This is a genomic window from Kitasatospora sp. NPDC001175 (assembly GCF_053598215.1).
On sequence record NZ_JBSFJU010000003.1, the window covers coordinates 144801 to 169255 of the forward strand.

23 protein-coding genes and 1 pseudogene are annotated in these 24455 nt (G+C 73.6%); 13 read left to right on the top strand and 11 right to left on the bottom strand.

From position 1 onward, the window contains the following. Positions 1–284 precede the first annotated feature (284 nt). Positions 285–3071 carry a SpoIIE family protein phosphatase gene (locus ACWDAK_RS03940; RefSeq protein ID WP_344634609.1) on the top strand — a complete coding sequence of 929 codons (2787 nt, stop codon included), beginning with the start codon at positions 285–287 and terminating at the stop codon, positions 3069–3071. 54 nt (positions 3072–3125) lie between these two features. Here the strand turns inward: ACWDAK_RS03940 and ACWDAK_RS03945 are convergent, their stop codons facing one another. The 5 genes from ACWDAK_RS03945 to ACWDAK_RS03965 all read right to left on the bottom strand — a co-directional run bounded on the left by ACWDAK_RS03945 (position 3126) and on the right by ACWDAK_RS03965 (position 5711). Then, on the bottom strand, positions 3126–3806 hold the full coding sequence (locus ACWDAK_RS03945; RefSeq protein WP_344634610.1) for a helix-turn-helix domain-containing protein: 681 nt from the start codon (positions 3804–3806) through the stop codon (positions 3126–3128). Between the two features lie 107 nt (positions 3807–3913). Further along, positions 3914–4366, bottom strand: a complete 453-nt coding sequence (locus tag ACWDAK_RS03950; RefSeq protein WP_344634611.1) for a universal stress protein — start codon at positions 4364–4366, stop codon at positions 3914–3916. 108 nt (positions 4367–4474) lie between these two features. Further along, positions 4475–4774: a sulfurtransferase TusA family protein gene (locus ACWDAK_RS03955; protein ID WP_344634612.1), complete on the bottom strand. Its 300-nt coding sequence runs from the start codon at positions 4772–4774 to the stop codon at positions 4475–4477. Next, the gene (locus ACWDAK_RS03960; protein ID WP_344634613.1) at positions 4771–5034 is read right to left on the bottom strand and encodes a hypothetical protein; all 264 of its coding nucleotides are present in this window, start codon (positions 5032–5034) and stop codon (positions 4771–4773) included. Before ACWDAK_RS03960 ends, ACWDAK_RS03955 begins: the two co-directional genes overlap by 4 nt. Next, positions 5031–5711, bottom strand: coding sequence for an ArsR/SmtB family transcription factor (locus ACWDAK_RS03965; protein WP_344634614.1), 681 nt, complete (start codon positions 5709–5711; stop codon positions 5031–5033). The genes ACWDAK_RS03960 and ACWDAK_RS03965 overlap by 4 nt, the downstream gene beginning before the upstream one ends. 492 nt (positions 5712–6203) lie before the next feature. Here ACWDAK_RS03965 and ACWDAK_RS03970 point away from each other — a divergent pair, with 492 nt between their 5' ends. The 3 genes and pseudogenes from ACWDAK_RS03970 to ACWDAK_RS03980 all read left to right on the top strand — a co-directional run. Beyond that, a complete protein-coding gene (locus ACWDAK_RS03970; protein WP_427393714.1) occupies positions 6204–7583 on the top strand; it encodes an MBL fold metallo-hydrolase in 1380 nt (459 codons plus the stop codon). Beyond that, on the top strand, positions 7580–7795 hold the full coding sequence (locus tag ACWDAK_RS03975; RefSeq protein WP_427393715.1) for a hypothetical protein: 216 nt from the start codon (positions 7580–7582) through the stop codon (positions 7793–7795). Before ACWDAK_RS03970 ends, ACWDAK_RS03975 begins: the two co-directional genes overlap by 4 nt. Positions 7796–7981: 186 nt before the next feature. Further along, a pseudogene (locus tag ACWDAK_RS03980) lies at positions 7982–8311 on the top strand (MFS transporter); the annotation flags it as partial. Between the two features lie 45 nt (positions 8312–8356). On the opposite strand, the gene ACWDAK_RS03985 reads toward ACWDAK_RS03980, so the two are convergent. The 4 genes from ACWDAK_RS03985 to ACWDAK_RS04000 form a co-directional block, all read right to left on the bottom strand. Next, complete coding sequence (locus tag ACWDAK_RS03985; RefSeq protein WP_344634750.1) at positions 8357–8857, bottom strand: TetR/AcrR family transcriptional regulator; 501 nt, start codon at positions 8855–8857, stop codon at positions 8357–8359. A 110-nt stretch (positions 8858–8967) separates the two neighbouring features. Continuing rightward, positions 8968–9774, bottom strand: a complete 807-nt coding sequence (locus ACWDAK_RS03990; RefSeq protein WP_427393716.1) for an MFS transporter — start codon at positions 9772–9774, stop codon at positions 8968–8970. Positions 9775–9784: 10 nt separating this feature from the next. Next, positions 9785–10471 (bottom strand): MFS transporter, encoded by a 687-nt coding sequence (locus ACWDAK_RS03995; protein ID WP_427393717.1) that lies wholly within the window; start codon positions 10469–10471, stop codon positions 9785–9787. Positions 10472–10892: 421 nt separating this feature from the next. Then, entirely contained in the window at positions 10893–11747 is an 855-nt protein-coding gene (locus tag ACWDAK_RS04000) for an SAM-dependent methyltransferase (RefSeq protein WP_344634618.1), read from the bottom strand. Positions 11748–12144: 397 nt separating this feature from the next. Between ACWDAK_RS04000 and ACWDAK_RS04005 the strand changes: the two genes are divergently transcribed. Both ACWDAK_RS04005 and ACWDAK_RS04010 read left to right on the top strand, forming a co-directional pair. Next, positions 12145–12714, top strand: a complete 570-nt coding sequence (locus tag ACWDAK_RS04005; protein WP_344634619.1) for a sigma-70 family RNA polymerase sigma factor — start codon at positions 12145–12147, stop codon at positions 12712–12714. Further along, on the top strand, positions 12711–13415 hold the full coding sequence (locus ACWDAK_RS04010; protein WP_344634620.1) for a hypothetical protein: 705 nt from the start codon (positions 12711–12713) through the stop codon (positions 13413–13415). Before ACWDAK_RS04005 ends, ACWDAK_RS04010 begins: the two co-directional genes overlap by 4 nt. A gap of 273 nt (positions 13416–13688) precedes the next feature. Here ACWDAK_RS04010 and ACWDAK_RS04015 read toward each other — a convergent pair whose 3' ends face one another. After that, a complete protein-coding gene (locus ACWDAK_RS04015; protein ID WP_344634621.1) occupies positions 13689–14381 on the bottom strand; it encodes a DUF4389 domain-containing protein in 693 nt (230 codons plus the stop codon). Between the two features lie 463 nt (positions 14382–14844). On the opposite strand from ACWDAK_RS04015, the gene ACWDAK_RS04020 reads away from it, so the two are divergent. From ACWDAK_RS04020 to ACWDAK_RS04050, 7 genes are all read left to right on the top strand, one after another. Further along, positions 14845–16530 (top strand): serine/threonine-protein kinase, encoded by a 1686-nt coding sequence (locus ACWDAK_RS04020; RefSeq protein WP_344634622.1) that lies wholly within the window; start codon positions 14845–14847, stop codon positions 16528–16530. Between the two features lie 282 nt (positions 16531–16812). Continuing rightward, complete coding sequence (locus ACWDAK_RS04025) at positions 16813–17472, top strand: NADPH-dependent FMN reductase (RefSeq protein ID WP_344634623.1); 660 nt, start codon at positions 16813–16815, stop codon at positions 17470–17472. Between the two features lie 419 nt (positions 17473–17891). Then, positions 17892–18608, top strand: coding sequence for a hypothetical protein (locus ACWDAK_RS04030; protein ID WP_344634624.1), 717 nt, complete (start codon positions 17892–17894; stop codon positions 18606–18608). Positions 18609–18805: 197 nt separating this feature from the next. Further along, positions 18806–20188 carry a sensor histidine kinase gene (locus ACWDAK_RS04035; RefSeq protein WP_344634625.1) on the top strand — a complete coding sequence of 461 codons (1383 nt, stop codon included), beginning with the start codon at positions 18806–18808 and terminating at the stop codon, positions 20186–20188. Positions 20189–20278: 90 nt separating this feature from the next. Next, positions 20279–21169 carry an ATP-binding cassette domain-containing protein gene (locus ACWDAK_RS04040; RefSeq protein WP_344634751.1) on the top strand — a complete coding sequence of 297 codons (891 nt, stop codon included), beginning with the start codon at positions 20279–20281 and terminating at the stop codon, positions 21167–21169. Continuing rightward, the gene (locus tag ACWDAK_RS04045) at positions 21169–22758 is read left to right on the top strand and encodes an ABC transporter permease (RefSeq protein WP_427393719.1); all 1590 of its coding nucleotides are present in this window, start codon (positions 21169–21171) and stop codon (positions 22756–22758) included. Before ACWDAK_RS04040 ends, ACWDAK_RS04045 begins: the two co-directional genes overlap by 1 nt. A gap of 99 nt (positions 22759–22857) precedes the next feature. After that, positions 22858–23517 (top strand): response regulator transcription factor, encoded by a 660-nt coding sequence (locus tag ACWDAK_RS04050; protein WP_344634627.1) that lies wholly within the window; start codon positions 22858–22860, stop codon positions 23515–23517. A gap of 56 nt (positions 23518–23573) precedes the next feature. Here ACWDAK_RS04050 and ACWDAK_RS04055 read toward each other — a convergent pair whose 3' ends face one another. Continuing rightward, positions 23574–24374, bottom strand: coding sequence for an SDR family NAD(P)-dependent oxidoreductase (locus ACWDAK_RS04055; RefSeq protein ID WP_344634628.1), 801 nt, complete (start codon positions 24372–24374; stop codon positions 23574–23576). Positions 24375–24455: the final 81 nt, after the last annotated feature.

Genomic DNA, 24455 nt, shown 5'->3' on the forward strand with positions numbered 1-24455 from the left:
CGGCGATCTCCCGGCGGCCCGCGGGCACACCGGTCCGATGGCCGGCCGGGGCGTCACCGCCCGCGCGGCGGTGTGTTGTCCGCGCGGCCGCGGCCCGGACCCCGGAGGCCGAGGTCGCCGGGCTCCAGCCGGAGTGTTGTCCGCGCGGCCGCGGCCCGGGTAGGCCAGGCTGGAGGCCGCGAGGGCGCGGCGTGCCCGCCGCCGACCCGTGCGCCCCAGGCGCACGCCGCCGGCCCGTCGGCGCGCGGGCGGTACCCGAAAGATGGCAGTGCTTAAATGAGCATATGGTCCGGTTTCTGGGCCGCTGGGCCCAGTCGGCCCCTTCTTCCGCCGGCCTGCGGCCGAACCGTCGGCGCGCGCGTCGACGTCCGGGGAACGCTTCCGTGGACGCTCGGCAGCCGCAGGGTGAGTACGGCGGTGCCGGTCCGCCCGCACGGCCCCCGGCCACGCTGATCGGCGTGCACAGCATCGCCGGCCAGGTCTTCGTGCTGCAAGTGGTGATCGTGCTGCTGCTGATCGTCGCCGCAGTGGTTGAGTTGCTGGCGCAGGCCCAGCGGGACAGCACCCAGGAGGCCCGCAACCGGTCACTGGCCGTGGCCCAGACCTTCGCCCACTCGCCGGGGATGCTGGCCGCACTGGCGGCGCCCGATCCGACCGCGATCCTGCAGCCGCGGGCCGAGGCCGCCCGGCAGGCGTCCGGGATGGACTTCATCGTCGTCATGACACCGGAGGGGATCCGCCTCACCCATCCGAACCCGAGCGAGATCGGGAAGCACTACATCGGCACCATCGCGCCGGCAGTGGCTGGCGGCACCGTCACCGAGACCTATGTCGGCACCCTGGGCCCGTCCGTACGCTCGGTGGTCCCGGTGGCCAGGCCGGGCGGCTCGGTCGCGGGGCTGGTCTCCGCCGGCATCACGATCAGCAAGGTGAGCGGAGTGGCCGACCGTCAGCTGCCGCTGATGCTCGGCTCGGCCGCGGCCGCGCTGGCGCTGGCCACCGGCGGCGCGGCGCTGGTGAGCAGGCGGCTGCGGCGGCAGACCCGCGGCCTCGGTCCCGCCGGGATCACCCGGATGTACGAGCACCACGACGCCGTGCTGCACGCCGTCCGCGAGGGTGTGCTGATCGTCGACGGCGAGCGCCGGCTCACCCTCGCCAACGACGAGGCGCGGCGGCTGCTCGACCTTCCCGCGGACGCCGAGGGCCGAGCCGTCACCGACCTCGGGCTCGACGCCAGCATGGCCGGACTGCTGATGTCCGGGGAGACCGCCACCGACCAGGTATACCCGGCCGGGAACCGGCTGCTGGCCGTCAACCTGCGGCTCACGAAGCTCGGCGACGGGCCGCCCGACTTCGTGGCCACCCTGCGGGACACCACGGAACTGCAGGAGCTCGCCGGGAGGGCGGACGTGGCGCGGCAGCGGCTGAAGCTGCTGTACGACGCGGGCGCGGCGATCGGCACCACCCTCGACGTGGTGCGGACCGCGGAGGAACTGACGGAGTTCGCCGTTCCCCGCTTCGCCGACTTCGCCACCGTCGACCTGGCGGATCCGGTGCTGCGCGGTGACGAACCGACCGGTACGAACCTGGACATGCGGCGCACCGCCGTCCACGGCCTCCGTCCGAACGCGCCGCTGTACCGGGTGGGCGACCTGATCACCTGGTCCCCGGCCACACCGCAGGCCCGGGGCTTCCGGACCGGGCACGCCGTGCTCGAGCCCGACCTGCGCCTGGCGCCCGACTGGCAGGCGCAGGACCCCGACCTGACCGCACGGATGATGGCCTACGGCTTCCACTCGCTGATCACCGTGCCGCTCCAGGCGCGCGGAATCATCATGGGCATGGCCAACTTCTGGCGCTCCGCCAAGCCCGAGCCGTTCGAGGAGGACGACCTGTCGGTGGCCGAGGAGCTGGCCACCCGGGCAGCGCTGTGCGTCGACAACGCCCGCCGCTACACCCGCGAGCACAGCATGGCCGTCACCCTGCAGCGCAGCCTGCTGCCGCGCGACCTGCCCGCCCAGGACGCCCTGGACATCGCCCACCGCTACCTCCCGGCGCACTCCAGAATGGGCGGCGACTGGTTCGACGTCATCCCGCTGCCGGGCGCCCGGGTCGCGCTGGTCGTGGGCGATGTGGTGGGCCACGGCGTGCACGCCGCCGCCACCATGGGACGGCTGCGGACCGCGGTCCACAACTTCTCCGCCCTCGACCTGCCGCCCGACGAGCTCCTCGGGCACCTGGACGAACTGGTCCACCGGATCGACCAGGAGGAGACGGCCGCCGGCGACCGCACCGCGGTCACCGGCGCCACCTGCCTGTACGCGGTCTACGACGCGGTCTCCGGGGAGTGCGCGCTGGCCCGGGCCGGCCACCTCCCGCCCGCGCTGGTCCGCCCCGACGGCACCGCGGAGTTCCCCGAACTGCCGGCCGGACCGCCGCTCGGCCTGGCCGGACTGCCGTTCGAGACCGCGCACCTGCGACTGCCCGAGGGCAGCCGGCTGGTGCTGTACACCGACGGGCTCGTCGAGCGCCGGAACCACGACATCGAGACCGGACTGGAGCTGCTGCGCCGGGCCCTCGCCGAGCCCGGCAGGTCGCCGGAGGAGATCTGCGACGCGGTACTGGACGCCCTGCTGCCCGCCGAGCCGAGCGATGACATCGCCCTGCTGGTCGCCCGCACCCGGGTGCTGGCGGACGACCGGGTCGCCAGCTGGGACGTGCCGACCGACCCTGCCGCGGTCTCCCACACCCGGGCCGCCGTCACCCGGCAGCTGGACGAGTGGGACCTGGCCGACCTGGCCTTCAACACCGAGCTCATCCTCAGCGAGCTGACCACCAACGCCATCCGGCACGCCGGCGGCCCGATCCGGGTGCGCCTGCTCCGCGACCGCCAGCTGACCTGCGAGGTCTCGGACGCCAGCAGCACCTCGCCCCATCTGCGCTACGCGGCCAGCACCGACGAAGGCGGGCGCGGGCTGTTCCTGGTCGCGCAGTTCGCCGAGCACTGGGGCACCCGCTACACCGCCACCGGCAAGGTGATCTGGGCCTCGCAGACACTCCCGCAGCCGTAGGGCGCCGTCCGTACCCGGGGCCGTCCGCCCCTGGCCTCTCGGGGGTGGCCCGCTTCACGTGGTGCCGATGCGCCGGCCCGTGGTCCGCTCCGGCCGGATCCGGACCCACAGCGGGTGGCTCCCGCCGGCCCACGACTCGGCCCCGGGCAGCCGGGAGATGCGCGCCACGGTGTCGGCGTCCTCGATGTACTCGGCCGTGCCGGTGATCAGCACGCTCCAGCCCTGGCTCAGGCGGTCGTCGATGTGGTCCGCCTCGAAGGACATCGCCGTGCCCGCCTCGGGGGCGGAGCCGCCCGGCCGGTCCGCGGGGTAGACCACGGTCCCGGAGTCGATGGTGTAGTTGACGGGGTAGATCGCCGGGCCCGGCCGGACCGGCAGGGCGATCCGGCCGACGCCGTGGGTACCGAGCTTCTCCCAGCACTCGGGTTCGGCGAGGTGGATCAGGACCGGGCGCGGCGCCGGGCCGGTCTGCCCCGGCGGGGCGTCGGTCCGCCCTTCGACCAGCTCCCGGTACGTCAGCCGCAGCGCCGCGGCGATCCGGAGGAAGCCTCCGGGGTCGAAGTCGGGCCCCATCCTGATCAGGTGCCGCAGATAGCCGGGGGCCATCGCGGCATGGTTCGCCAAGTCGTCCTCTGTCAATCCGAGTTGACGCATCCGATCGGTGATGCGCTGTGCGACGGCAACCCGATCGGCAGACCGGACGTCGGCGACTTCGGACTCGGTCTTCTCGTTCACCGTGGCCTCTCTCCCTCTGCGGGGCGACGCGGCCGGGTCCACTCGGCACGGTCAGACCCGCGGTGGCCGGGTCGGAACCCGCCGTGGCCGGTCCGTCCCGGTCGGCCTCACTCCGCGCGGACGATCACCACCGGGCAGGTCGCATGCAGCGCGCACTGCTGGCTCACCGAACCCAGCAGCGCACGGGCGAAGCCGCCGCGCCCCCGGCTGCCCACCACCAGGAGCTCGGCACCGACCGCCGCGTCGAGCAGTACGGCGGCCGGGTTGCCGAGCACCAGACGCGGATGCACCTGAACCGGGCACTCCTCCCCGAGCACTTCGCGCAGCTCGTCGGTGAACAGCCGGCGAGCGTTCTCCTCGTCGAGACTGGTGTCGACCACCGGCGCGTTCCAGCCGTACGCCACCGGCGGCTCCCAGGCACTCACCGCGTCCACCGCCCCACCGATCAGCCCGGCCTGCTGGACGGCCCACCGCAGCGCGGCACCCGACGACGGCGAACCGTCGACGCCGACCACGACACGGGGAGCCGCGTCACGGGGAGCCGATTCGTTCCCGTTCACAGGGCACCACCTCACCGCACTCGCGGACACTCTCCACGCTGCGCCCCCGGAGCCCGATCCGCGAGCCGTGCGCCTGGGTCCAACCCGGCGCGGCTGCCGAGGCGGACCTCAGCGCGCGGGCGGGGCCGGGTGCCAGGGAGCGTCGGGCCGGGTCGCCACCGGGGATCCGGTGATCCGCAGCGCGAACAGCCGCTGCTCGTCGTCGAGCGGGCCGAGGTATGTGTGGCCGGTCATGTGGCACCAGGCCGGCAGGTCGAGCGGTGCGGCCGGGTCGGTCGCGATGACGTGCACGATCGTTCCTGCCGGGGCGCCGTCGATGGCGGCGCGCAGCCGGAGCAGGAGGGCGACGCACAGCAGGCCGGTGCCGTCGACGGTGATGTCCGGCCGGGGCCGGGGCCAGGTGTTCATCGGCTGCTCGCGCTCGTGTCGCCGGCCGAGGCGGCCGCGGTCAGAACGTCCGCCGCGGTGGCGACGTCGCCTGGCGTGGCCCAGCGGCCGAGCGACAGGCGCAGGGCTCCCAGCGCCCGGCCGGTGGCCATGCCCATGGCGGTCAGCACGGGCGAGGGCGTGTGGGTGCCGCTGTGGCCGGCGGATCCGGTGGAGGCCGCGATGCCGGGTGCGGCCGGTCCGCCGGCCAGGCCCGGGCGGCCGGGCGAGGGCTGGATCATGCCAGGGCCCCGGTGGCGACGGGGAGTTCGGCAAGGCGCCACTCCAGCATGCCGTCGTTGAGGCGGATCGCGCGGCGCCCCCGTGCGGCCAGCAGCCGGACGGCGTCGTAGGCCAGCACGCAGTACTCGCCGCGGCAGTAGACGACGATCTCGGTGTCCCTGGGCAAGTCGTCGACGCGGTCGGCGAGTTCGTCGAGGGGGACGGAGAGGGCACCGGGGATGTGGCCGGCCAGGTACTCCTCGACCGGGCGCACGTCGAGCACGACGACGTCTCCGGCCGCCGCGCGGGCGCGCAGTTCCTCGTTGCCGACCTCTGTCGCGCCGTCCTGACCGAGGTAGGCGTCCAGAGCGGCGGGCACGGCGGCCTGGTGGCGTTCGGCGACCTTGCGCAGCAGCACCAGCAGCTGGCCGACGTCGTGGCCGGAGAGCCGGTAGTGGATGCGCACGCCCTCGCGGCGGGTGGCGACGAACCCGGCCTGCTTGAGCGCCTGCAGGTGCGCCGAGGCGGTGGTCAGATTCAGCCCGGCCGCCTTCGCGAGCGCGTCCACGGTGCGCTCGCCCTGGGCGAGCAGGTCGAGCAGTTCCAGGCGCTTCCCGCTGGCCAGGGCCTTCCCGCTGGCCGCGAACGCCTCGTACAGCTGCGCCTTCGCGCCGTTCTGGGGCATGGCGTCCTCCACGCTTTAATCCATGAATCCATGGAATATCGTAGCGCAGGCGCGGCAGCGGGCGAGGAAGGCGGCAGCCTCGATGACCAGCCGAGGGGAACCAGGACCTGCTCCGCACCCTCCAGGTCGGCGAACCTCCACCCCCAGAGCCTGGGATGAGCCCGCAGCTGACGCAGCGGCCGCCGGCCGCCGTCGACACCCAGGCGAACACCGGGGAGGCGCGGACGACAACCCTGCAACCCCGACTCGCGCCGGCGTGCGCACCGCGCGTCGACAGGGCGCGGATGGGGCCCTCACCCCATCAAGCCGGAACAGAGCTTCCCGACGGCAGCGCACGGCAACCGCGCGAAAACCCGCAACACTGCCCCAACCAGGGGGAATACCTCACAGAGAGGCTCCCAACCCCTGCCCTCTAGGCATTCTCCACAAATCCATGGAATATCGCAGATAGAACGGGCGCCGAACCCGGATGCAGACCGCACCGGGGTCTCATGGAGGACTGAGATGGGCTTCACCGACGAACACCTGATACCGCTGGTCGACCAGGGGCTGGGCAACAGTGCCTACCTCGTCGACCTGGGCAACGGCAGCGCCCTGGCCGTGGACGCGAGCCGGGACCTGCGCACCCTGCGGGCCGCGGCCGAGCGGCGCGGCCTGACCGTCGCCTTCGCCGCGGACACGCACCTGCACGCCGACTTCCTCTCCGGCGCGGTCCAGCTCGGCCACGACGCCGCGGCCACCGTCCTGGCCTCCGCGGCCGGCCACCGCACCTTCCCCCACGTCGCACTGGCGGAGGGCGACGAGGTCGACCTGGGCGGGCTGACCCTGCGGGCGCTGGCCACCCCCGGCCACACCGACGAGCACCTGTCCTTCCTCCTCCTCGACGGCGCGGTCGAGCTCGGCGTGTTCACCGGCGGCTCGCTGATCGTGGACTCCGCCGCCCGCACCGACCTCCTCGGCCCCGAGCGCACCGAGGAACTGGCCCGTGCCCAGTACCGCTCCCTGCGGCGACTCGCCACCCTGCCCGACCACCTCCCGGTGTGGCCCACCCACGGGGCGGGCTCCTTCTGCGCGGCCCCGCCCGGCGCCGCGCGCACCACCACCATCGGCGCACAGAAGCAGTCCAACCCCCTTCTGGCAGCCCCCACCGAGGACGCCTTCGTGGCCGAGCTGCTGGCCGGCCTCGGCACCTACCCCGTGTACTTCGCACGGCTCGCCGAACGCAACCGCACCGGACCTCGTGTACTCAGCGGCCCCCCGCTGCTCCCGCTGCTGGACGCCGCCCGCATCAAGCAACTCCTCGCGGACGGCGGGCACGTCGTCGACGTGCGCCCGGCCGTCGAGTTCGCCGCCGGGCACATCCCCAAAGCCCTGTCCATCCCGCTGCGCGACCAGTTCGCGACCTGGCTCGGCTGGCTCCTGCCCGACACCGCCCCGCTGGCCTTCGTCACCGGCGCCGGCCAGGACTTGAACGAGCTCGTCTGGCAGGCGTACAAGATCGGCTACGAGCGCCTGGCCGGACACCTGGACGGCGGCATGCGGGCCTGGCGCGACGCCCAAGGCCCCGTCACCGCAACCACGTTGGTCACCGCCGACCAGACCGGCAGCCGCCCCTACCTCGATGTCCGCCAGTACGCGGAGTTCACCGCCGGTCACGTGCCCGGGGCCGCCCACATCGAACTCGGCGACCTGGCCGGCCTCGCCGCCGAGGCCCCGCACGGAGCACTGGTCGCCTGCGGCCGCGGCGAGCGCGCCATGACCGCCGCCAGCATCCTCGAACGCGCCGGCCGTACGGACCTGGCCGTCCTTTCGGGCGGGCCCGCCGACTACGCGCGTGCCCACGGCCGGCCCCTGGTCGACGGCACGGAGGCCGCGCACTCATGAGTACGACGTCCTACGCCGCGCCGGCGAAGCCGTCCCGGCCGGTCCGGCTCGGCCTGCGGGAGAACCGGCTGCAGTTCACCCTCCCGGTCATCGTCAACACCTGCGTGGGCGGCCTGGTCGGGCTCGAGCGCACCACCGTCCCGCTCATCGACGCCGACACCTTCCACCTGGCCAGCGACCTGGCCGCCTTCACTCGCCTCCGGGCGCTCTGACCCGGCGCCGACAGTCGTCGCTCCCGCGCTCCCTCCCTCGTCGTCCGCGACACCGCCGCGCACGTCGCCCTCGAACTCGCCCAGCACCCCAGGCCCGCAACCGGGGAGCAGGGTCCCGGCCTGCGGCCGACCTTCGTCCGCACCACGTGGCGCAACCGCTCCCTGCGCGGCGCCAGCCAGGCCGGGCTGGTCAACAACCTCAACGACGGTCTCACCTGGGGCGTTTTCCCCCTGTTGTTCACCCAGCACGGCCTCGGACTCGCCGCCGTCGGCCTGGTCAAGGGCCTGTACCCGCTGCTGTGGAGCTTCGGTCAGATCCCCACCGGCCACCTCACAGACCGCATCGACCGCAAGCCGCTCACCGTCACCGTCACCGTCACCGGCATGCTGGTCCAGTCCGCCGGCTTCGCCCTCGCCCTCGTCCTGCTCGACCGGCCACTGCTCGCCGGCATCGCCGCCGCCGCCCTCCTCGGCATCGGCACCGCGATGGTCTACCCCGCGCTGATCGCCTCGGTCTCCGACCATGCCCACGGCATGGTCACCGCCGAGGCCCGCCCCGGCTCACCGGGCCGGGCGGCTCGCGGCCAGCAGGTCGTGCAGCAGCGGCAGCAGTTCCCCCGGCTCCGCCTCGGCCAGTTCACCGAACGCCCCGCTGGAGCGGGCCAGGACCACTCCGGCGAAGGCCGCCGCCGCGAGCTCGGCCCGCAGCCGGGGTCGGTCCACCTGCTCGGCGGCGAACCGGTCGCACAGCGGCTGCACCAGCCGCTCGTCGAGGTGACCACGGGCGGCCTGCTGCACCTCGGTGTTGTCACTCGGCAGCACAGCGGCCTGGAAGGAGGGTCCGGGACCGCGCCGGTCGAACCGCTCCAGCAGGCCGCGCAGCCGGTCCTCGTCCAGCAGGTCGGCCGGCACCGCGTCCCCCTGCTCGACCCGTACGGCGGCCAGGTAGAGCTGCATCTTGCTGCCGAAGTAGCGGGCGATCAACGCCGGGTCGACGCCCGCCCGTTCACCGATCTCCCGGGTGGTGGTGCGCTCGAAACCGCGATCGGCGAAGAGCTCCATCGCCGCCTGGACGAGTAGTTCCCGGCTGCGGGCGGCGTCGCGGCGCCGGCCCGGCGCGGGCGCCTTCCCACCGTCCGCGGCCGCCCCGTCGCGCCCCCGTCCCGCCTCGGTCACCGCTCGGCCCGGGTGTGCAGGACCGGCACCTCGGCCTCGCCGGGTGCGATGTCCGCGATGCTCTCGTCCACCATCAGCTCCTCGTCCACGCTGGCCCGGTCGGCCGCCGGGGCGCTGCGCCGCGGCAGGACGATGGTAACCAGCCCGATCACCACCCACACCGCGCAGCTCAGCAGGGCGGCATCCCGGTAGCCGCTGTCGGCGGGCAGCAGCCGTCCTGGCGCGGTGTGCGCCTGCAGCACGGCGCCGCACAGGGCACTACCGGTGGAGTAACCGACGTAGCGCAGCACCTGGTTGAAGCTGACCGCACTGCCGACCTCGTCGGCGGGCACCGCGGCGACGATCAGTCCCGGCATCACCGCGAAGGTGCAGCCGACGCCCAGCCCGGCGACCGCCATCACCACCACGAGTTCCCACAGCCGGCTGCGGGCGGACAGGAAGAGCAGCACCGAGACCAGCGAGACCGCGCAGCCCAGCGGCAGCACCAGGGCGGTGGAGGTGCGCCGGGCCAGCACCGGGACCACCTTGCTGGAGAGTACGGAGAGCACGGAGAACGGCAGCAGCACCAGGCCCGCGACCACCACCGATCCGCCCAGGCCGTAGCCGGTGCTCACCGGGGTCTGCACATACCGGATCACCAGCGACATCAGCAGGTACATCCCGACGCCCGCGACCAGGCCCGCCACGTCGGCGGTCAGCACCGTCCGGTTGGCCAGGGTGCGCAGCTCCACCAACGGGTGGGCGGTGCGCAGTTCGTGCCGGATCCAACCGGCGATCAGCAGCACCGCAGCGGCCGCGACCACCCACAGGCGGCTACTTTGCCCAGCCCCAGGTCTCCCCTTCGCTGAGCACCAGCAGCAATCCGGCGAGTGCCAGGCCGAGCAGCACCGCGCCCGCCGTGTCGAGCGGGTGCCGCACGCGCCCGGTGGCCGGGGGCAGCACCAGGGCGGCCAGCACCAGGGCCAGGGCGCTGATCACCGCGCCGAACCAGAAGCCGGCGTGGATGCCGAAGGACTGCGCGATCAGGCCGGTGATCGGGTAGCCGAGGCCTACGCCGGCGACGGTGGTGATCGAGAGCAGCGCGACGGCCGAGCGGGAGGCCGCGGCGGGCAGGCTGTCCCGGGCGGTGGCGATGGCCAGCGGGGTCAGTCCGAGCCCGACGCCCTGCAGCCCGCGGCCCGCGACCAGCCATCCGAACCCGAGCGGCAGCGCGGCCAGCACGCTGCCCAGCACCACCACGGCGGCCGCGACCAGCGTCACCGTCCGACGCCCCGGCCCGTCGCCGAGGCGGCCCAGCACTGGGGTGGCGACGGCCCCGACCAGCATGGTGATGGTCAGTGACCACTGGGCTTCGGCGAGCGATACGTGATCGGCGGTGGCGATGGTCGGGATCAGCGGGGCGCCGAGGCTGCTGATCACCGCCACCACGGTGCCGAGGAAGACCAGTACGGGCACCAGAGCCCGCTGCCGTCGCGTCGGCCGGCCCGTCTGGGTGTGCATGGACGCGCCCTCCCTTGTCGGAGATCGAGTTGTCATCAAGTGATGTCATCAGACGATGTCTTCAGATGATGACATACTCGCACCGCGCGACAGAAGCCGTCCGGACCAGGCGAACCCCCGGACGCCCGACCCAACCGCACACCGTCAGCGACCAGTTGGTGACTCTCCAGAGTCGACCCAGGGCAAATGGGAAGCGGCCGACGCCCGTTCGGGCATCAGCCGCTTCCCCTGCACCGGCGGCGGGCCGGTCGAGTGCCGTGCCGTCGTCGACCGACAAGGCATTGAACGTTCCCACCCCGGCCGTACGGGAGCCGGGCTCGGCCTGGCCACCCTCCGCCTTCGACCTACTGGTCCCGCTTCGCAGTTCGAAGAAGCTGCAGTGGCTTTGACATCCTCCCCCGGCTAAACCCGGGGGAGGATGTCAACGACGGATCGCGACCGCCCCGTAGCAGGAGGCCTCGGCATCGCTGACCGGATCGGCGGCGGAGGCCTCGTCCGGCCGCCACCTCGGAGTGGAGACGACACCCGGATCGAGGAGTTCCCAGCCGGTGAAGAACCGGGCGAACTGTTCCTTGGTGCAGGCGTGCACCGGGGTGCCGGCCGAGGTGTAGACCTGGATCAGCCGCGCGGCTTCCTCCGGCGCGAAGTCCGGCGTGAAGTGGCTGATCACCAGGGCGCTTCCGGCGGGCAGTTCGGCCTTGATCTCCTCGGCGATCCGGTGCGCCCGCCCCGGGACGAAGTGCAGCAGCGCGTTCATGCTGAGCGCGATCGGCCGGGAGAAGTCCAGCAGTTCCCGGGCCGCGGCCAGTACCCTCCCCGGCTCGCGTACGTCGCCGGGCACGTACGCGGTACGGCCCTGCGGGGTGCTGAGCAGCAGCGCCTGCGCATGAGTGAGGACGATCGGGTCGTTGTCGGCATAGACCACCCGGGCCTCGGGGATCTCCCGCTGGGCTATCTCGTGCAGGTTGGGCGAGGTGGGGATCCCGGTGCCGATGTCGAGGAACTGCCGGATGCCGGACCGGGCCAGCGCGCGGGTGGAGCGGTGCATGAAGGTGCGGTTGGCGCGGGCGGCGGCGCGCGCCCAGGGGAAGACCGCCAGGGCCCGGCCCGCGGCCTCCCGGTCGGCGGCGAAGTTGGTGGTGCCGCCCAGGTAGTAGTCGTACATCCTCGCCGAATGCGCCACATGCACGTCGAGGTTCACCTCGACATCCGATTCGGTGCCTGCTCGCACGGTGTCGTCCGCCACCCACTCCCCCAAGTGTCCGTGGTTCCCCATGTCCCGCGCCCGTCCCCGCGCGCAGGTCCGCCCCGCCGAGCCGGCCTGGCGAACCCTGGCGGACCCTGGCGCGACCCCTGCCACTATGCCCACAACGGGCCCCGGAGAATCAAGGGCCGCATCGACACGAACGATGTGCACAGGCACGGTTGATCAGGAACGAGGCCCGATGGGACACTTGGTGCGTCGGTATGACGAAGTATCAAGTGATGATCAATCAGTCCACCGTTCGCAAATGTCTTTGTGTGATCACTTTCACAACAGCCCTCCAAATGAGCTCCAATGGTCTCGAGGGAACTCCGGTTCCCCTTGAACCGGCCGCACGCCGGAGCACCACGCGGCCAAAGGAGCAGCGGACCGGGCGGCCATCGGAGGGCCCGCCGGGGAGGATCGGGACGTGAACGAAAACGACTGGGCCGTACGGCCGAGTCGGCCCCGCCTGACGTTCGAGGCGTTCTGCGAGACACACGAGCGGGCATGGACGGGATTCGCCCGGGCGCGACTGCGCGACGGGGCGGACGCGGCCAGGGCGGTCGCGACGATGAAGGACCACCTGTGGAGCCACTGGGATCTCGCCCTGCGCCAGGCGGTTCCGGCGTGCTACGCCTGGATGCTCATCAAGGAGCACGTGGCCGACGCCCTCGCGGACGCCGTGCTCAAGGAAGCCCGGCTACCGCCGGAGTCCACCGTGCCGGACTGGGCGAGGGTGGTGCGCCACTTCGCCGACCAGGCCAGGATCAGCCTGGAGTCGCTGGAGGAGCGCGAGGATCTGTACGAGGCGATCCGGCGCCTGCCCGAGCGGCAGCACGACGTGGTCGTCCTGCGCTACCTGCTCGGTCTGCAGGACGCCCGGATCGCGGACTACCTCGGGATCACCGAGGCGAACGTACGCTCCACCGCGAGCCAGGCCGTCAAGCGGCTCGCCCGGGTCCTCGGCCGCGAGGCCGGGTGGGGGGAGGTGCGGTGAACCCCGGATCGGACCGCCTCGCGGGACGGGATCGCCCGGTGCGCGAGAACCGGCGGCCCGCACCTTCCCCGGCCGGCCGGGACGCGCCGGCCGGCCTGCCGCCGAAACAGCCCCCCGGCGCCTCCGGGTTGGCCTGGCGGCGGCTGATGACGGCGCCGGCACCGCTGCCGTCCGAGCACCAACAGGCCGCGCACGAGCTGGACTTACTGGCCTCACTGGTGCTGGCCGCCCCGGCGGCGGCGGCCTCGCTCGACCGGCTGGTCAACGACCGGCGGGTCCACCCCGAGGGCGCGCTGGTCCTCGGGGCGCTGCTGCTGATCACCGGGAACCGGGATGCGGCGCAGTTCTGGCTCCAGTTCGCGGCGGGCGGCGGCAACTACACGGCGGCGTCCTGTCTGAACCTGCTGCACCGCAGCCGTGGCGAGATCGAGGACGCCGACTTCTGGCGGCTCCAGGCGGAGGAGCTGGCGGCCCACCCGCGTCCCCGGCAGCGGGTGCTGGACGCGCCGTACGAACTGCTGCCCGCGCAGGTGCGCGCGGACATAATCGCGCGCTGCTACCACGGCCTGGACGTGCGGCTCCCCCCACGGCTGGCCGCGGTGATCAACCAACTCACCGTGGACGGCGACGACGAGGACCACGGCGAGATCCCGCAGCTGTCCGCCGATCTGGTCCGGAACCTGGCCTCGGCGGCGGGCTGAACGGACCGGCGTGGGGGCGGACCGACGCACGGGCGGTCAGGCGTGGGGGCGGACCGGCGTGGGGGCGCTTCGGACGTCGGCGACGCCGTCACCGCGCAGATCGAGCGGTTCGCACCGGGCTTCCGAGACCTGGTGCTGACCCGGCGGGCCGCCACCGCGGCCGAGGCCGAGCGGTACAACCGCGACAATGTCGGCGGGGACATCGCCGGCGGGCCCGAATTCGGCTACCGCACAAGGAGTCTGATCGACCGGGACGGGCGGATGTCCGGAAGTTCAGGCCTCGGCGGCCACGGGCGGGTGCGGCTCCGTACCGCCCCGGTCCATCCTGAGCGGCGGATACTCGTCCGTCAGCAGGAAGGCATAGGCAAGGACCCTGATCAGCCAGCGGTCGAACCCGACGAGCGCGTCGAACTGGCGCTTCGGATAGCGCCCGGTGCACAGCAGGACCACCGCGGGGCTGGTGAACACCATGGCCACGAGGGCGGCCAGGGCGAGGACGGGGAGGAACCCGCCGATCCACCACAGCAACCGGAAGCTGCCCAGGGAGAGCACGATCAGGAGGTACTGCGGGGTCGCGCGCAGCCACCACTTCACCAGCGCCGCCCCGCGCGGCAGCCGTCGCGGGTAGCCGATGTACAGACGGGCGGGGTAACCGGGCTCGGCGCCCAGGCTGAGCGGCGGATAGCGGTCGGTGGCGAGGGCCCCGTACGAGTAGTACGCCACCCGCCAGGTCCAGCGCAGCACGCCGGTGGCGAAGTGGAACAGCCTGCGCGGATAGCGCCCGGTGCGCAGGACCACGACCGAGGCGACCACGCCGACCGGGACGAAGGCGAGCCAGAGGATGCTCAGCGCGATGTGATGCGGGACCAGGAGGAGCCACTTCACCAGCCACAGCCAGCGGGACAACGGCTCGTCGAGCACCGCCTCGACCCTGATCGGCCGGTCCGCCGCTGTGGTCGTCGCCATGGCCCTGGGCTCCTTCTCGGTCACGAGGGCCGATGCCCGCGCCCGACGGGCCCCGTCTCCCCCGCCGCACTTCCTCGGCCGTGCCGCCGCGGACGCACGGCACCCGGCTCGGCATGACGCCGTACCGGACCGCGCCTCCGGGGTTCCTCTCCGTCCACCGTCTCACGCACGGCATCCAAGCTCCACCGCTCCGGCCGCCGCCAGGAGCGCGGGACGGCCGTGCCGCGGCCGGGGCGCCACTCCGTGTACCGAGTTCCGGGCGTCGATGCACCCGGGCTCCGGCATCGGCGCACCCGGGCTCCCGGAGGTGCTACCGCGACCTGGTGCGGAGCGTCGCCCCCGGCCGTCCTAGACTGCATCGGGTCAATGAGCGGATGGTCATGTCATGTGATCGCCTTTCGGGGTGTCCTGAGGAGCTGATCGGCCAGCCGTGTGATCTCCGGCCCGCTGAGAAAGCAAGCGCATGTACACACCCACATCCCCGGCCGGCCCGCCGCCGACCTTCCAGGCGCTGTCCGCGGACGACCCGTCGGAGGTGGGCGGCTACCGCCTGATCACCAGGCTGGGCGCGGGCGGGATGGGCCGGGTCTACCTGGCCCACACCCCGGGCGGACGGCCCGTGGCGGTCAAGGTGGTGCGCCCCGAACTCGCGGAGGACGCGGAGTTCCGGCGCCGGTTCGCCCAGGAGGTCGCCAACGCCCGGCGCATCCACGGTCTCTACACCGCCCAGGTGGTGGACGCGGGTGTCGACGCGGCCACCCCGTGGCTGGCCACCGCGTACGTGCCGGGTCCCTCGCTGCAGCAGGTGGTGCAGTTGCACGGTCCCCTCCCGGAGCGGACGGTGTTGCTGCTGATGGCCGGCGTCGCCGAGGCGCTCCAGGTGATCCACGACGCCGGCGTGGTGCACCGCGACCTGAAGCCGGCCAACGTCCTGGTCGCCGCCGACGGTCCGCGCGTCATCGACTTCGGCATCGCCCGCGCCGCTGACGCCAGCGCGCTCACCGGCACCGGCATCCAGATCGGATCGCCCGGCTTCATGGCGCCCGAACAGGCCATGGGCGCACCCGCGACCTCCGCCACCGACATCTTCGCCCTGGGCGCACTGGCCGTCCACATCGCGGGCGGCACACCGCCGTTCGGCAACGGCCCGGCCTCCGTCTCGCTGTACCGTGCGGTGCACGAGGAGCCGGACCTCACCCGGGTACCGGCGTCCCTGCATCCGCTGCTCCGGCACTGTCTGGCCAAGCAGCCGGAGCATCGGCCGTCCGCCGCCGAGGTTATCGAGGCGGCTCACCGCCACCCCGCGATCTCGGGGCAGCTCCTGTTCACCGAGGACTGGCTGCCGTCACAGGTCAGCACCGAGATCTCCCGCCGCTCGGACCTGCCGACCGCCCCCGACGCACCGCCCACCGCCCCGGCCGCGCCACCCACGGTCCTCGACGCGGCGCCCACCGCCCTGGCCGCGCCACCCACGGTCCTCGACGCGGCGCGTTCCCTCGCCGACGCGCCGACCGCGCGCGCCCACCCGCTGCCGGCTCCGGCCGCGCCCCCCGAAGCCGCCCCTGCCGGGCGGGCCGGATCCAGGCGCCGGGGCGGCCGCGTGATCGCACTGACCGCCGCCGCGGCGCTGCTGCTCGGCGCCGGCGGCGCGTACGTCCTGCTCGACCGGGCCGGCAGCGACACGACCGCCGCCACCGACTCCTCGGACGACCCGGCAGAGCCGGCCCCCGGGAACTCGGCCGCCGACCCGGACGCCGACCCGGCCGAAGTACCGGGATACGCCGAGGACTACACCGGGGCCGAGTTGGCCTCGCCGGACCACACCTACGAGTTCGACCTCAAGGCCGGCAAGGTGCTACCCGCGGGCGCCGCCACCTGGTACCTCGGCCGCTCCGCCACGGAGTTCTCCCTCGCCGAGGAGAACGACGCCTACATAGCCCGGGGCGACCAGCTCACCCTCGCCGGCTGCATCAAGGGCATCGAGACCCAGCCGGTCACCAAACTGCCCTTCAGCGCCCTGCCGTCGGGCCGGGCCTTCTGCGTCCGGGCCGAGGCCGACCTCGGCATCGCGATCGTCAGGGTGATCTCGACGACCACCGACGACGGGCCCGTCAAGGTCTCCATCGACTACTACCGGAGCGGCAGTTGAGCCGGTGAACCGGAAGGGGTGACGCGGGATCACCGAGGCGGCCCGCCGCGGGCGTTCCGGCCCGGCTCACGGCCGTCGTCACGCGGGGCCTGGCGTACGCCGACGTGTCCCGGAGCCCGGCCGGCGGATCCGGCGACGCCCACCGGCGCGAACAGGCGGGCGCGCTGCCGACGGCGTTGCTCCGGAAGGCTCAGTCCTCTGGCGCGGCGGTGCCGCCGTGGCCACACTGGTCCCCGTGGCGCCCCGGCCGGGCGCGAGTCCATACGACTGAAGGACGCCTCCATGCCCACGGACAACCACCCCGGCCCGCTGCGGGTCCTGGTCTTCGGTGCCTCGCTGCGGGCGGGGTCGGCCAACGCCCGCCTCGCCTCGCTGGTGGCTCGACAGATCTCCGACACCGGTGCCACGGTCGACCTCGCCGCCATGCACGAGTTCGACATGCCGCTGTACGACGGCGACGTGGAGGCCGCCCACGGCCTGCCGTCCGGCGCCCTGGCGCTGCGCGACCGGCTCGAACGGAACGACGCCTTCGTCATCTCCTCCCCCGAGTACAACGCCTCTGTCCCCGGTGTGTTGAAGAACGCGGTCGACTGGGTCTCGCGCGTCCAGCCGCAGCCGTTCAAGACCAAGCACGCGATGCTGGTGTCCGCGTCGCCCTCCCTGGTCGGCGGCAACCGCGGGCTGTGGGCCCTGCGGGTCCCGCTGGAGCACCTCGGCACCCGCGTCTACCCGGACATGTTCAGCCTGGCCAACTGCTACCAGGCCTTCGCCGAGGACGGCACGCTGAAGGACTCCGGCCTGCAGCAGCGCCTCACCGAGACCGTGTCGGGCTTCCTCAGCCTGGTCGAGGCCGACATGCGCTACGTCTGCCTGGAGCGCCGGTGGTACGAGTTCCTCGGGGACCGCACCGATGCGCCCATCACCCAGCGGGCCGAGCAGTAGCGGCAGGCGCCGACCAGCCGACCGGGGCGCCGGAACCCGCGGACCGCCCCGGGCACGCCGCCGTCTCCCGTGCACGCCGGGCGAGTTCGAGCAGCGGGCCGAAGCCGACGCTGTCGTCCGGAGTGCGCTCGGCGCCGTAGCGGATCCGGGTCCGCTACGGCGGTTTTCGTGCTGCACCACTCCCGGCTCCCGCTCCCGTCCTCTGCGCCCGTCTCCCGCACCCCCGCTTCGCGCGCGCCCCCGGGCGCACGGGTTCGCGCACGGAGTGCTCGCGCGCCGTCCGGTGCGACACCTTCACCCGCGCGCCCCCGCCGGCGCCGATCCCCGCGCGCCCCCGCCCACCTGCAGCGCTCGCGGAAACGCCTGGCAGAATCGCCCCGCACTGCTGACCGAAAGTCGCGCGATCCCATGGAGGACTGATGCAGCGTCGGGCCCGTACCGTTCTGGCCGCCGTAGCTCTCGTGCTGGCCGCCACCGCCGGGTGCTCGTCGAAGACCGGGCACACCGCCAAGTCCGGTGATCATCACACCGCACCGCCCCCGACAGCGGCCTCAGCTCCCGCCTCGGGTGCCCAGGCCGGGGGAGCCGTCCCGGTCGGGGCCGGGCCGCAGCCGAAGTACACCGCTGCGGCGCAGCCGACAGCGGGCAGCTGTCACTACCGGTACACCTCGGACCGGCAGCCGCTGCCGGACCCGGCGTGCACTCCGGGTGCGGTGAGCCCGGCCGTGACCCAGGCCGACCTCAAGGACACGATCTGCCGGACGGGCGGGTACACCTCCACGATCCGGCCGCCGGTGAACATAACCGGCAAGGAGAAGACCGACAACGCCAAGTCGTACGGGTACACCGGCCCCATGGGCGACGCCGAGTACGACCACCTGATAAGCCTTCAGCTCGGTGGTGACCCGAACGATCCCAGGAACCTCTGGGTCGAGCCGCCGTCGCCGGACCACGTCGCGGGCAAGGGCCCGAACAACCCGAAGGACAGCGTCGAGACCCACCTGCACACGGCCATCTGCAAAGGCAAGGTGACCCTCGCCGCGGCTCAGCAGGCCATCGCCACGGACTGGACGACCGCGGAGACGAAGCTCGGCATCAAGGACACCGACCCCGCCGACCCGGTCGACTCCGACTGACGGCTGCGGCGCCGCTGCTCGTGGGCCGGTTCCCCTTCCCCCCGTCGCTCCAAGTCCTGCTCCCACCGGACGAGTCGGCCGTTCGACGGCAACGGGTGCTGCCACACCGGCGCGAACCGGTGGCAGGGCCCGGTCGGAACCGGCCGACCGCCTCGGCCGCCCAGGGCCGTCCCGGCACGGCCAGTACGCTCAGTCGTATGCGCAGTGATCACCTGTCAGCCCGCCGCTGGCGCCGTCAGCGCCGCATCTGGAGCAGCGTCGCCGCCCTGACGATGCTGTCGCCTACGGTCATCGCACCGCTCGGCGCACTGCCGCTCGCGGTCGCGGCCGGTGCGGCGGTGGCCGGTGCTCTGCTGCCCTGGCCGTCCGGGCGGGTGCGGCTGGCCACGGTGGCGAGTGCGGTCGCCGTGGTGTCGCTGCTGGTCGACCTGGGGTACGCGTGGCAGCAGGGCCCGGTGCTGGTCTGGTTGCCGTTCGAGTGGGCCGCCCTGCTGGTGCTGCTCCACCGGGTGGTCCGTCGGGTGCCGGGCCGTCGGGTGGCGGGGTTCTCGGTACTCACCGGGGCCGTGGCGGCCGTGTTGCCGCTGCGGTTCACGCTCCGGGCGCCCGTGCTGCATCCCGGGCCGTCGGCGGTTGCGGTCGCGCTGTCCCTGCTGGGCGTCGCCGGTGCGGCCGGGGTCGGTGCCTATCTGCGGGCCCTGGACGGGCGCAGGGTGCGCGCGGTGGCGCGGGCCCGGCGCGAGCAGCGCCTCGAAGTCGCCCGCGATCTGCACGACTTCGTCGCCCACGAGATCACCGGCATCGTGCTGGAGGCGCAGGCCGCCCAGCTCTCCGGCGACGACCCGGCAGAGACCCGCGCTCTGCTCCACCGACTTGAGGAGGCCGGGCTGCGCGCCCTGGACGCGATGGACGACACCGTACGGGCGCTGCGCGAACCGGCGGACGCCGACGGCACGGCGGGCGCGGCGGACACGGCCACGCACGAGCCGCCACCCACCCGCGTCTACGGGCTGGCCGACCTGGCGGACCTGACCAGCCGGTTCTCCACCACCGGCACGACCCGCGCGAGTCTCGACCTCGAGCCCGGTCTGGCCGGCGCGCTCCCGCGCGAGACCGAGGGCGCCGCGTACGCCGTGGTCCTGGAGGCATTGACCAACGTCCGCCGTCACGCCGCCGGTTCGCGGCGGGTGGCCGTCCGGGTCGAGCGCGCCACCGGTGCGGACGGCCGCCCGGCCGTCGCCGTGAGCGTCACCGACGACGGCGGGCCCGGCGCTCTCGCCCGGCGCCCGCGCAGCGGAGGCGGCACCGGACTGGCCGCCGCCGCCGAGCGGATCGCCGCCCTCGGCGGCACCTTCGTGGCCGGCCCGGTGAACAGGTCCGTGGCCGGAGCGGCTGCGACGGACGCGGGGGCGACGGAACCGGCCGGAGCGGGACCGGCCGCGGACGGCCGGACCGCCGCACCAGGACGGACGGGCTGGCAGGTCAGCTGCCTCCTGCCGCTGCGGGCCGACGCCCAAAGAGTCCGGCCCCCGATCGCCGACACCGAAGATGGCCGGCCGCCGATATCTGCCGAAAGGTAGATGGCAGCGAGCCCGTGACCGACGAAGCTGACGGGCATGCCTCACCCCATCACCACCGCATGGCAGCCGTCGCCCACTGCGGCCGACACCGTGCTCGAACTGTCCGACATCACCAAGGTCCACCGCGGCGGCAAGCGGGCCGTCGACGGCGTCACGCTGCGGCTCGGCCCCGGCATGCTGGGCCTGCTCGGCCCCAACGGCGCGGGCAAGTCCTCGCTGCTGGGCATCGCCTCGACCGCCACCCGTCCGACCTCCGGGCAGCTGCGCTTCGCGGGCAACGACGCGCTGGCCCACCCCGACCTGCTCCGCCGCTCGCTCGGCTACCTCCCGCAGGACTTCGGGGTCTACCCGAACCTGACCTCGCGTGAGTTCCTCGGCTACCTGGCCGCGGCCAAGGGCGTGGCGGCCCGCGCGGCCCGTACCCGGATCGACGAGTTGCTCGAACTGGTCAACCTCACCGAGGCGGTCCGGCGCCCGCTGCGCGCCTACTCGGGCGGCATGCTGCGCCGGGTGGGCATCGCCCAGGCGCTGCTGGCCGACCCGCGGGTGGTGATCGTCGACGAGCCGACCGCCGGGCTCGACCCACAGGAGCGGGTCCGGGTCCGCAACCTGCTCAGCAGCCTCGCCACGGACCGGGTGGTGATCTTCTCGACGCACATCGTCTCCGACATCGAGTCGGTGGCCGGTGACATCGCGATCATGACCCAGGGGCGGCTGCGGCGCCGGGGCACCCCCGACGAGCTGCTGCGCGAACTGGCCGGCCAGGTCTGGGAGGTCGTGGTCGGCCCGGCCGAGGTGGCCGCCGTCCAGGCCCGCCACCTGGTGAGCCGGCAGGTGCGCACCGCCGACGGCGTCCGGGTACGGCTGCTCGCGCCCGCACCGCCGTACCCGGGCGCGGTGCAGGTGGCTCCCGGCCTGGAGGAGACGTATCTCGCCGTCGTCAACCAGCAGGCGGACCAGACGACTTGGGCGGTGCGGTGATGACGCCCCGGGCGCTGCTCACGCTGGCCCTCGGCGACTTCCGCTACCGGGCACGCCGGCCCGCGTACGCGATGACCCTGCTGGCGGCCGTCGGCCTCGGCGCTCTGGCGGTTCCGGCCGTCGGCACCCGCTGGTCGGTGCTCAACCTCGGGGACTACCGGGGCGTCTACAACAGCGCCTACGTCGGCTGGTCGACCGCGCTGGCCGGCGCGCTCTGGCTGACCCTGGCCGGCTTCTACGTCGTACGGGGCGCCGTGGCCCGGGACGAGAGCACCGGGGTCGGCCGGCTGCTCGCCACCACTCCGCTGCGCTCCACCGCTTATCTGGCCGCCAAGTTCCTCGGCAACCTGGCGGTCCTGGGCTCGATGGCGGCCGCACTGGCCGGTACCGCCCTGGTACTGCAACTGACCCGAGGGGAGTCGACCGACGTCGACCCGGTCGCCCTGCTGACCCCGTACCTACTGGTCACGCTGCCGCTGCTGGCGGTCACGGCCGGCGCCGCGCTGCTCGTCGAAACCGTGCCGGGACTGCGCGGCGGTCTCGGGAACGCGCTCTGGTTCTTCGTGGCGCTGGCGGTGGCGCTCGGCGGGCAGTCGCCGACCGCCCCGCTCGGCGGGCTCGGGGTGCGGCCGTTCGTCGCCTCGATGCGCGATGCCCTGGTGGCCCGGAACGTCGACCTGAGCGATGCCGAGTTCAGTCTCGGTCTGACCTCCCGTGCCCACCCGCTGCAGACCGTCCAGTGGAACGGCATGGGTGTCGACCCGACCTTCGCCGCCGACCGGCTGCTGCTGGTCCTGGTCGCGGTGCTGCTGGCCCTGCTGCCCGCGTTCTGGTTCCACCGCTTCGACCCTTCGCGCGGCGCCGCTCCCCTCCGGTTGACGGACCCCGCCCCGGAGCCGCTCGCCGCCCCGGTCCCGCACCGGCCCGCGCCCCCGTACACCGCGCTGACCCCGCTGCCGCAGGCCGCCGTCGTACCGGGCCGGACCTTCGGCCGGCTGCTGGCGGGCGAGGTGCGCATCCTGCTCCAGGGCCTGCCACGCTGGTGCTGGCTCCTCCTCGCGGCACTGGTGCTGCCCGCCCTCGTCCTGCCGTACCCGGCGGGCACCCGGGGCGTGCTGCTGCTCGCCTGGCTGCTGCCGCTGCTGCTCTGGTCGCGGCTCGGCACCCAGCGGGAGGAGTACGGCGTCGACACGCTGCTCGGCGCATATCCGGCGCCGCGCGGCCGGGTGCTGGCGGAGTGGGCGGCCGGGGTGGTGCTCAGCGCGCTGACCGGCGCGGGTCCGGCGGTGCGGATAGTGCTGGCCGCGGACTGGCCGATGCTGGCCAGCTGGGTCGGCGGGGCGCTGTTCGTGCCCGCGCTCGGCCTCGCCCTGGGCCTGGTCAGCCGCTCCCACCGGCTCTTCCAGATGCTCTACCCGCCGCTCTGGTACCTGGTGCTCAACGGCACGGCGGCGCTCGACTTCATGGGCGTGGTCCGTCGGCACGGCCACCTCGCCGGGCCCGGACCGCTGGCGGTCACGGCACTGACCGCCGCCCTGCTGGCCGTCGCCCTGGTCGCCGACTCCGCCCGGCGGACGGTCCGGCGCTGACGGTCCGGCGACCATGACGAGACGGTGAGGGCGGCACGGTGACGGCCGGGAGGTGACGGCGGCTCGGTTGCCCGGGCAGGCATGGCAGACTCACCTCCCGTGACGATACGTGTGCTGATCGCCGACGACCAGGAGATGGTCCGCCGAGGGGTGCGCCGCATCCTGGAGACCCAGCCGGACATCGAGATCGTCGGAGAGGCCGCCGACGGCGCCACGGCGGTCGAACTGGCCCGTCAACTCCGGCCGGACGTCGCGCTGGTGGACATCCGGATGCCCCGGATGGACGGCCTGGAGGTGACCCGTCGGCTCGCCGGACCGACCGCCGCGGATCCCGTCCGGGTCGTCGTGCTGACCACCTTCGACCTCGACGAGTACGTCTACCCGGCTCTGCGCCACGGCGCGTCCGGCTTCCTGCTCAAGCGGTCGGGGCCCGCCCTGCTGGTGGAGGCGGTCCGGGCGGCGGTGGCCGGTGACAGCCTGATCAGCCCGTCCATCACGGTACGGCTGCTGAGCCATCTCACCCCCGGCCGGTCCTCCGCCGCCCGCCGGACCCCGCCGGGCGGAGCGCTCACCGAGCGGGAGATCGAGATCGCCGGACAGGTCGCGGCCGGCCGGACCAATGCCGACATCGCCGCCCAGCTGTTCATCTCGGCGGGCACCGTCAAGACCCATGTCGCCAGCATCCAGCGGAAGTTGGGCGTGCAGAACCGGGTCGGGATCGCGGTGCACGCGTGGGAGATGGGCTACGCCCGCAGGTAGCCCGTACGGACCGTACGGACCACCTGCGGGCCGTCGGCGCGGGTCCTGCCGCCGGTTCAGGCGCGCAGGCCGCCGTCGACCCTGAGGACCGTGCCGGTCACGTAGGAGGCCCGGTCGCTGAGCAGCCAGGCGGCGGCCTGGGCGATCTCATCGGGGTCGGCCGCCCGGCGCAGCGGGGTATTCGCGTTCAACCGCTCGATGACGCCGGGCGAGTCCTCGTCCCACTGGCGCAGCATCTCGGTCAGCGTGGTGCCGGGGGCGATGGCGTTGACCCGGATGCCCTCGGGGCCGTAGGTGACGGCGGCCGTCTCGGTGAGGCTGTTGACCGCACGCTTCATCGCGGCGTACGCGGGCAGCTCGGGGTTGCCCATCAGACTGCCGACGCTGGAGGTGTTGACGATGGCCCCCGTCCCGGCGGTGGCCCGGATGGCGGCGACCTCGGCGGCCATGGCCAGCCAGGTCCCCTTGAGGTTCACGGCGTAGACGTGGTCGAAGTCGGCCTCCCGCACCCGGTCCAGCGGTCCGGGCGGCGTGCCCGTCGCGCCGTTGTTGAAAGCGACGTCGAGCCTGCCGTACAGGTCCACGGCACGGTCGACGGCGGCGCGCACGCTCGCCGCGTCGGCCAGGTCGCAGACGACGTGGTCCGCGATGCCGCCCGACACCCGTACCTCCTCGGCCACGGCCTTCAACTGGGCCTCCGTACGGGCCGCGAGCAGCACCCGGGCGCCCTCCCGGGCGAACAGGCGTGCCGCGGCCGCGCCGATGCCGCGCCCGGCACCGGTGACGAGGGCGACCTTGCCGGCCAGCAGGCCCGGGCCGGCCTGGGTGGATGTGCTGGTGTTCTGCGTGTTCTCCATGACGACGAGCCTGCGCCCGACCGCGGAACCCATCCAGGTACCGGCAGTACCTGGATGGTGGCGGCGGCTCCCGTTACACAC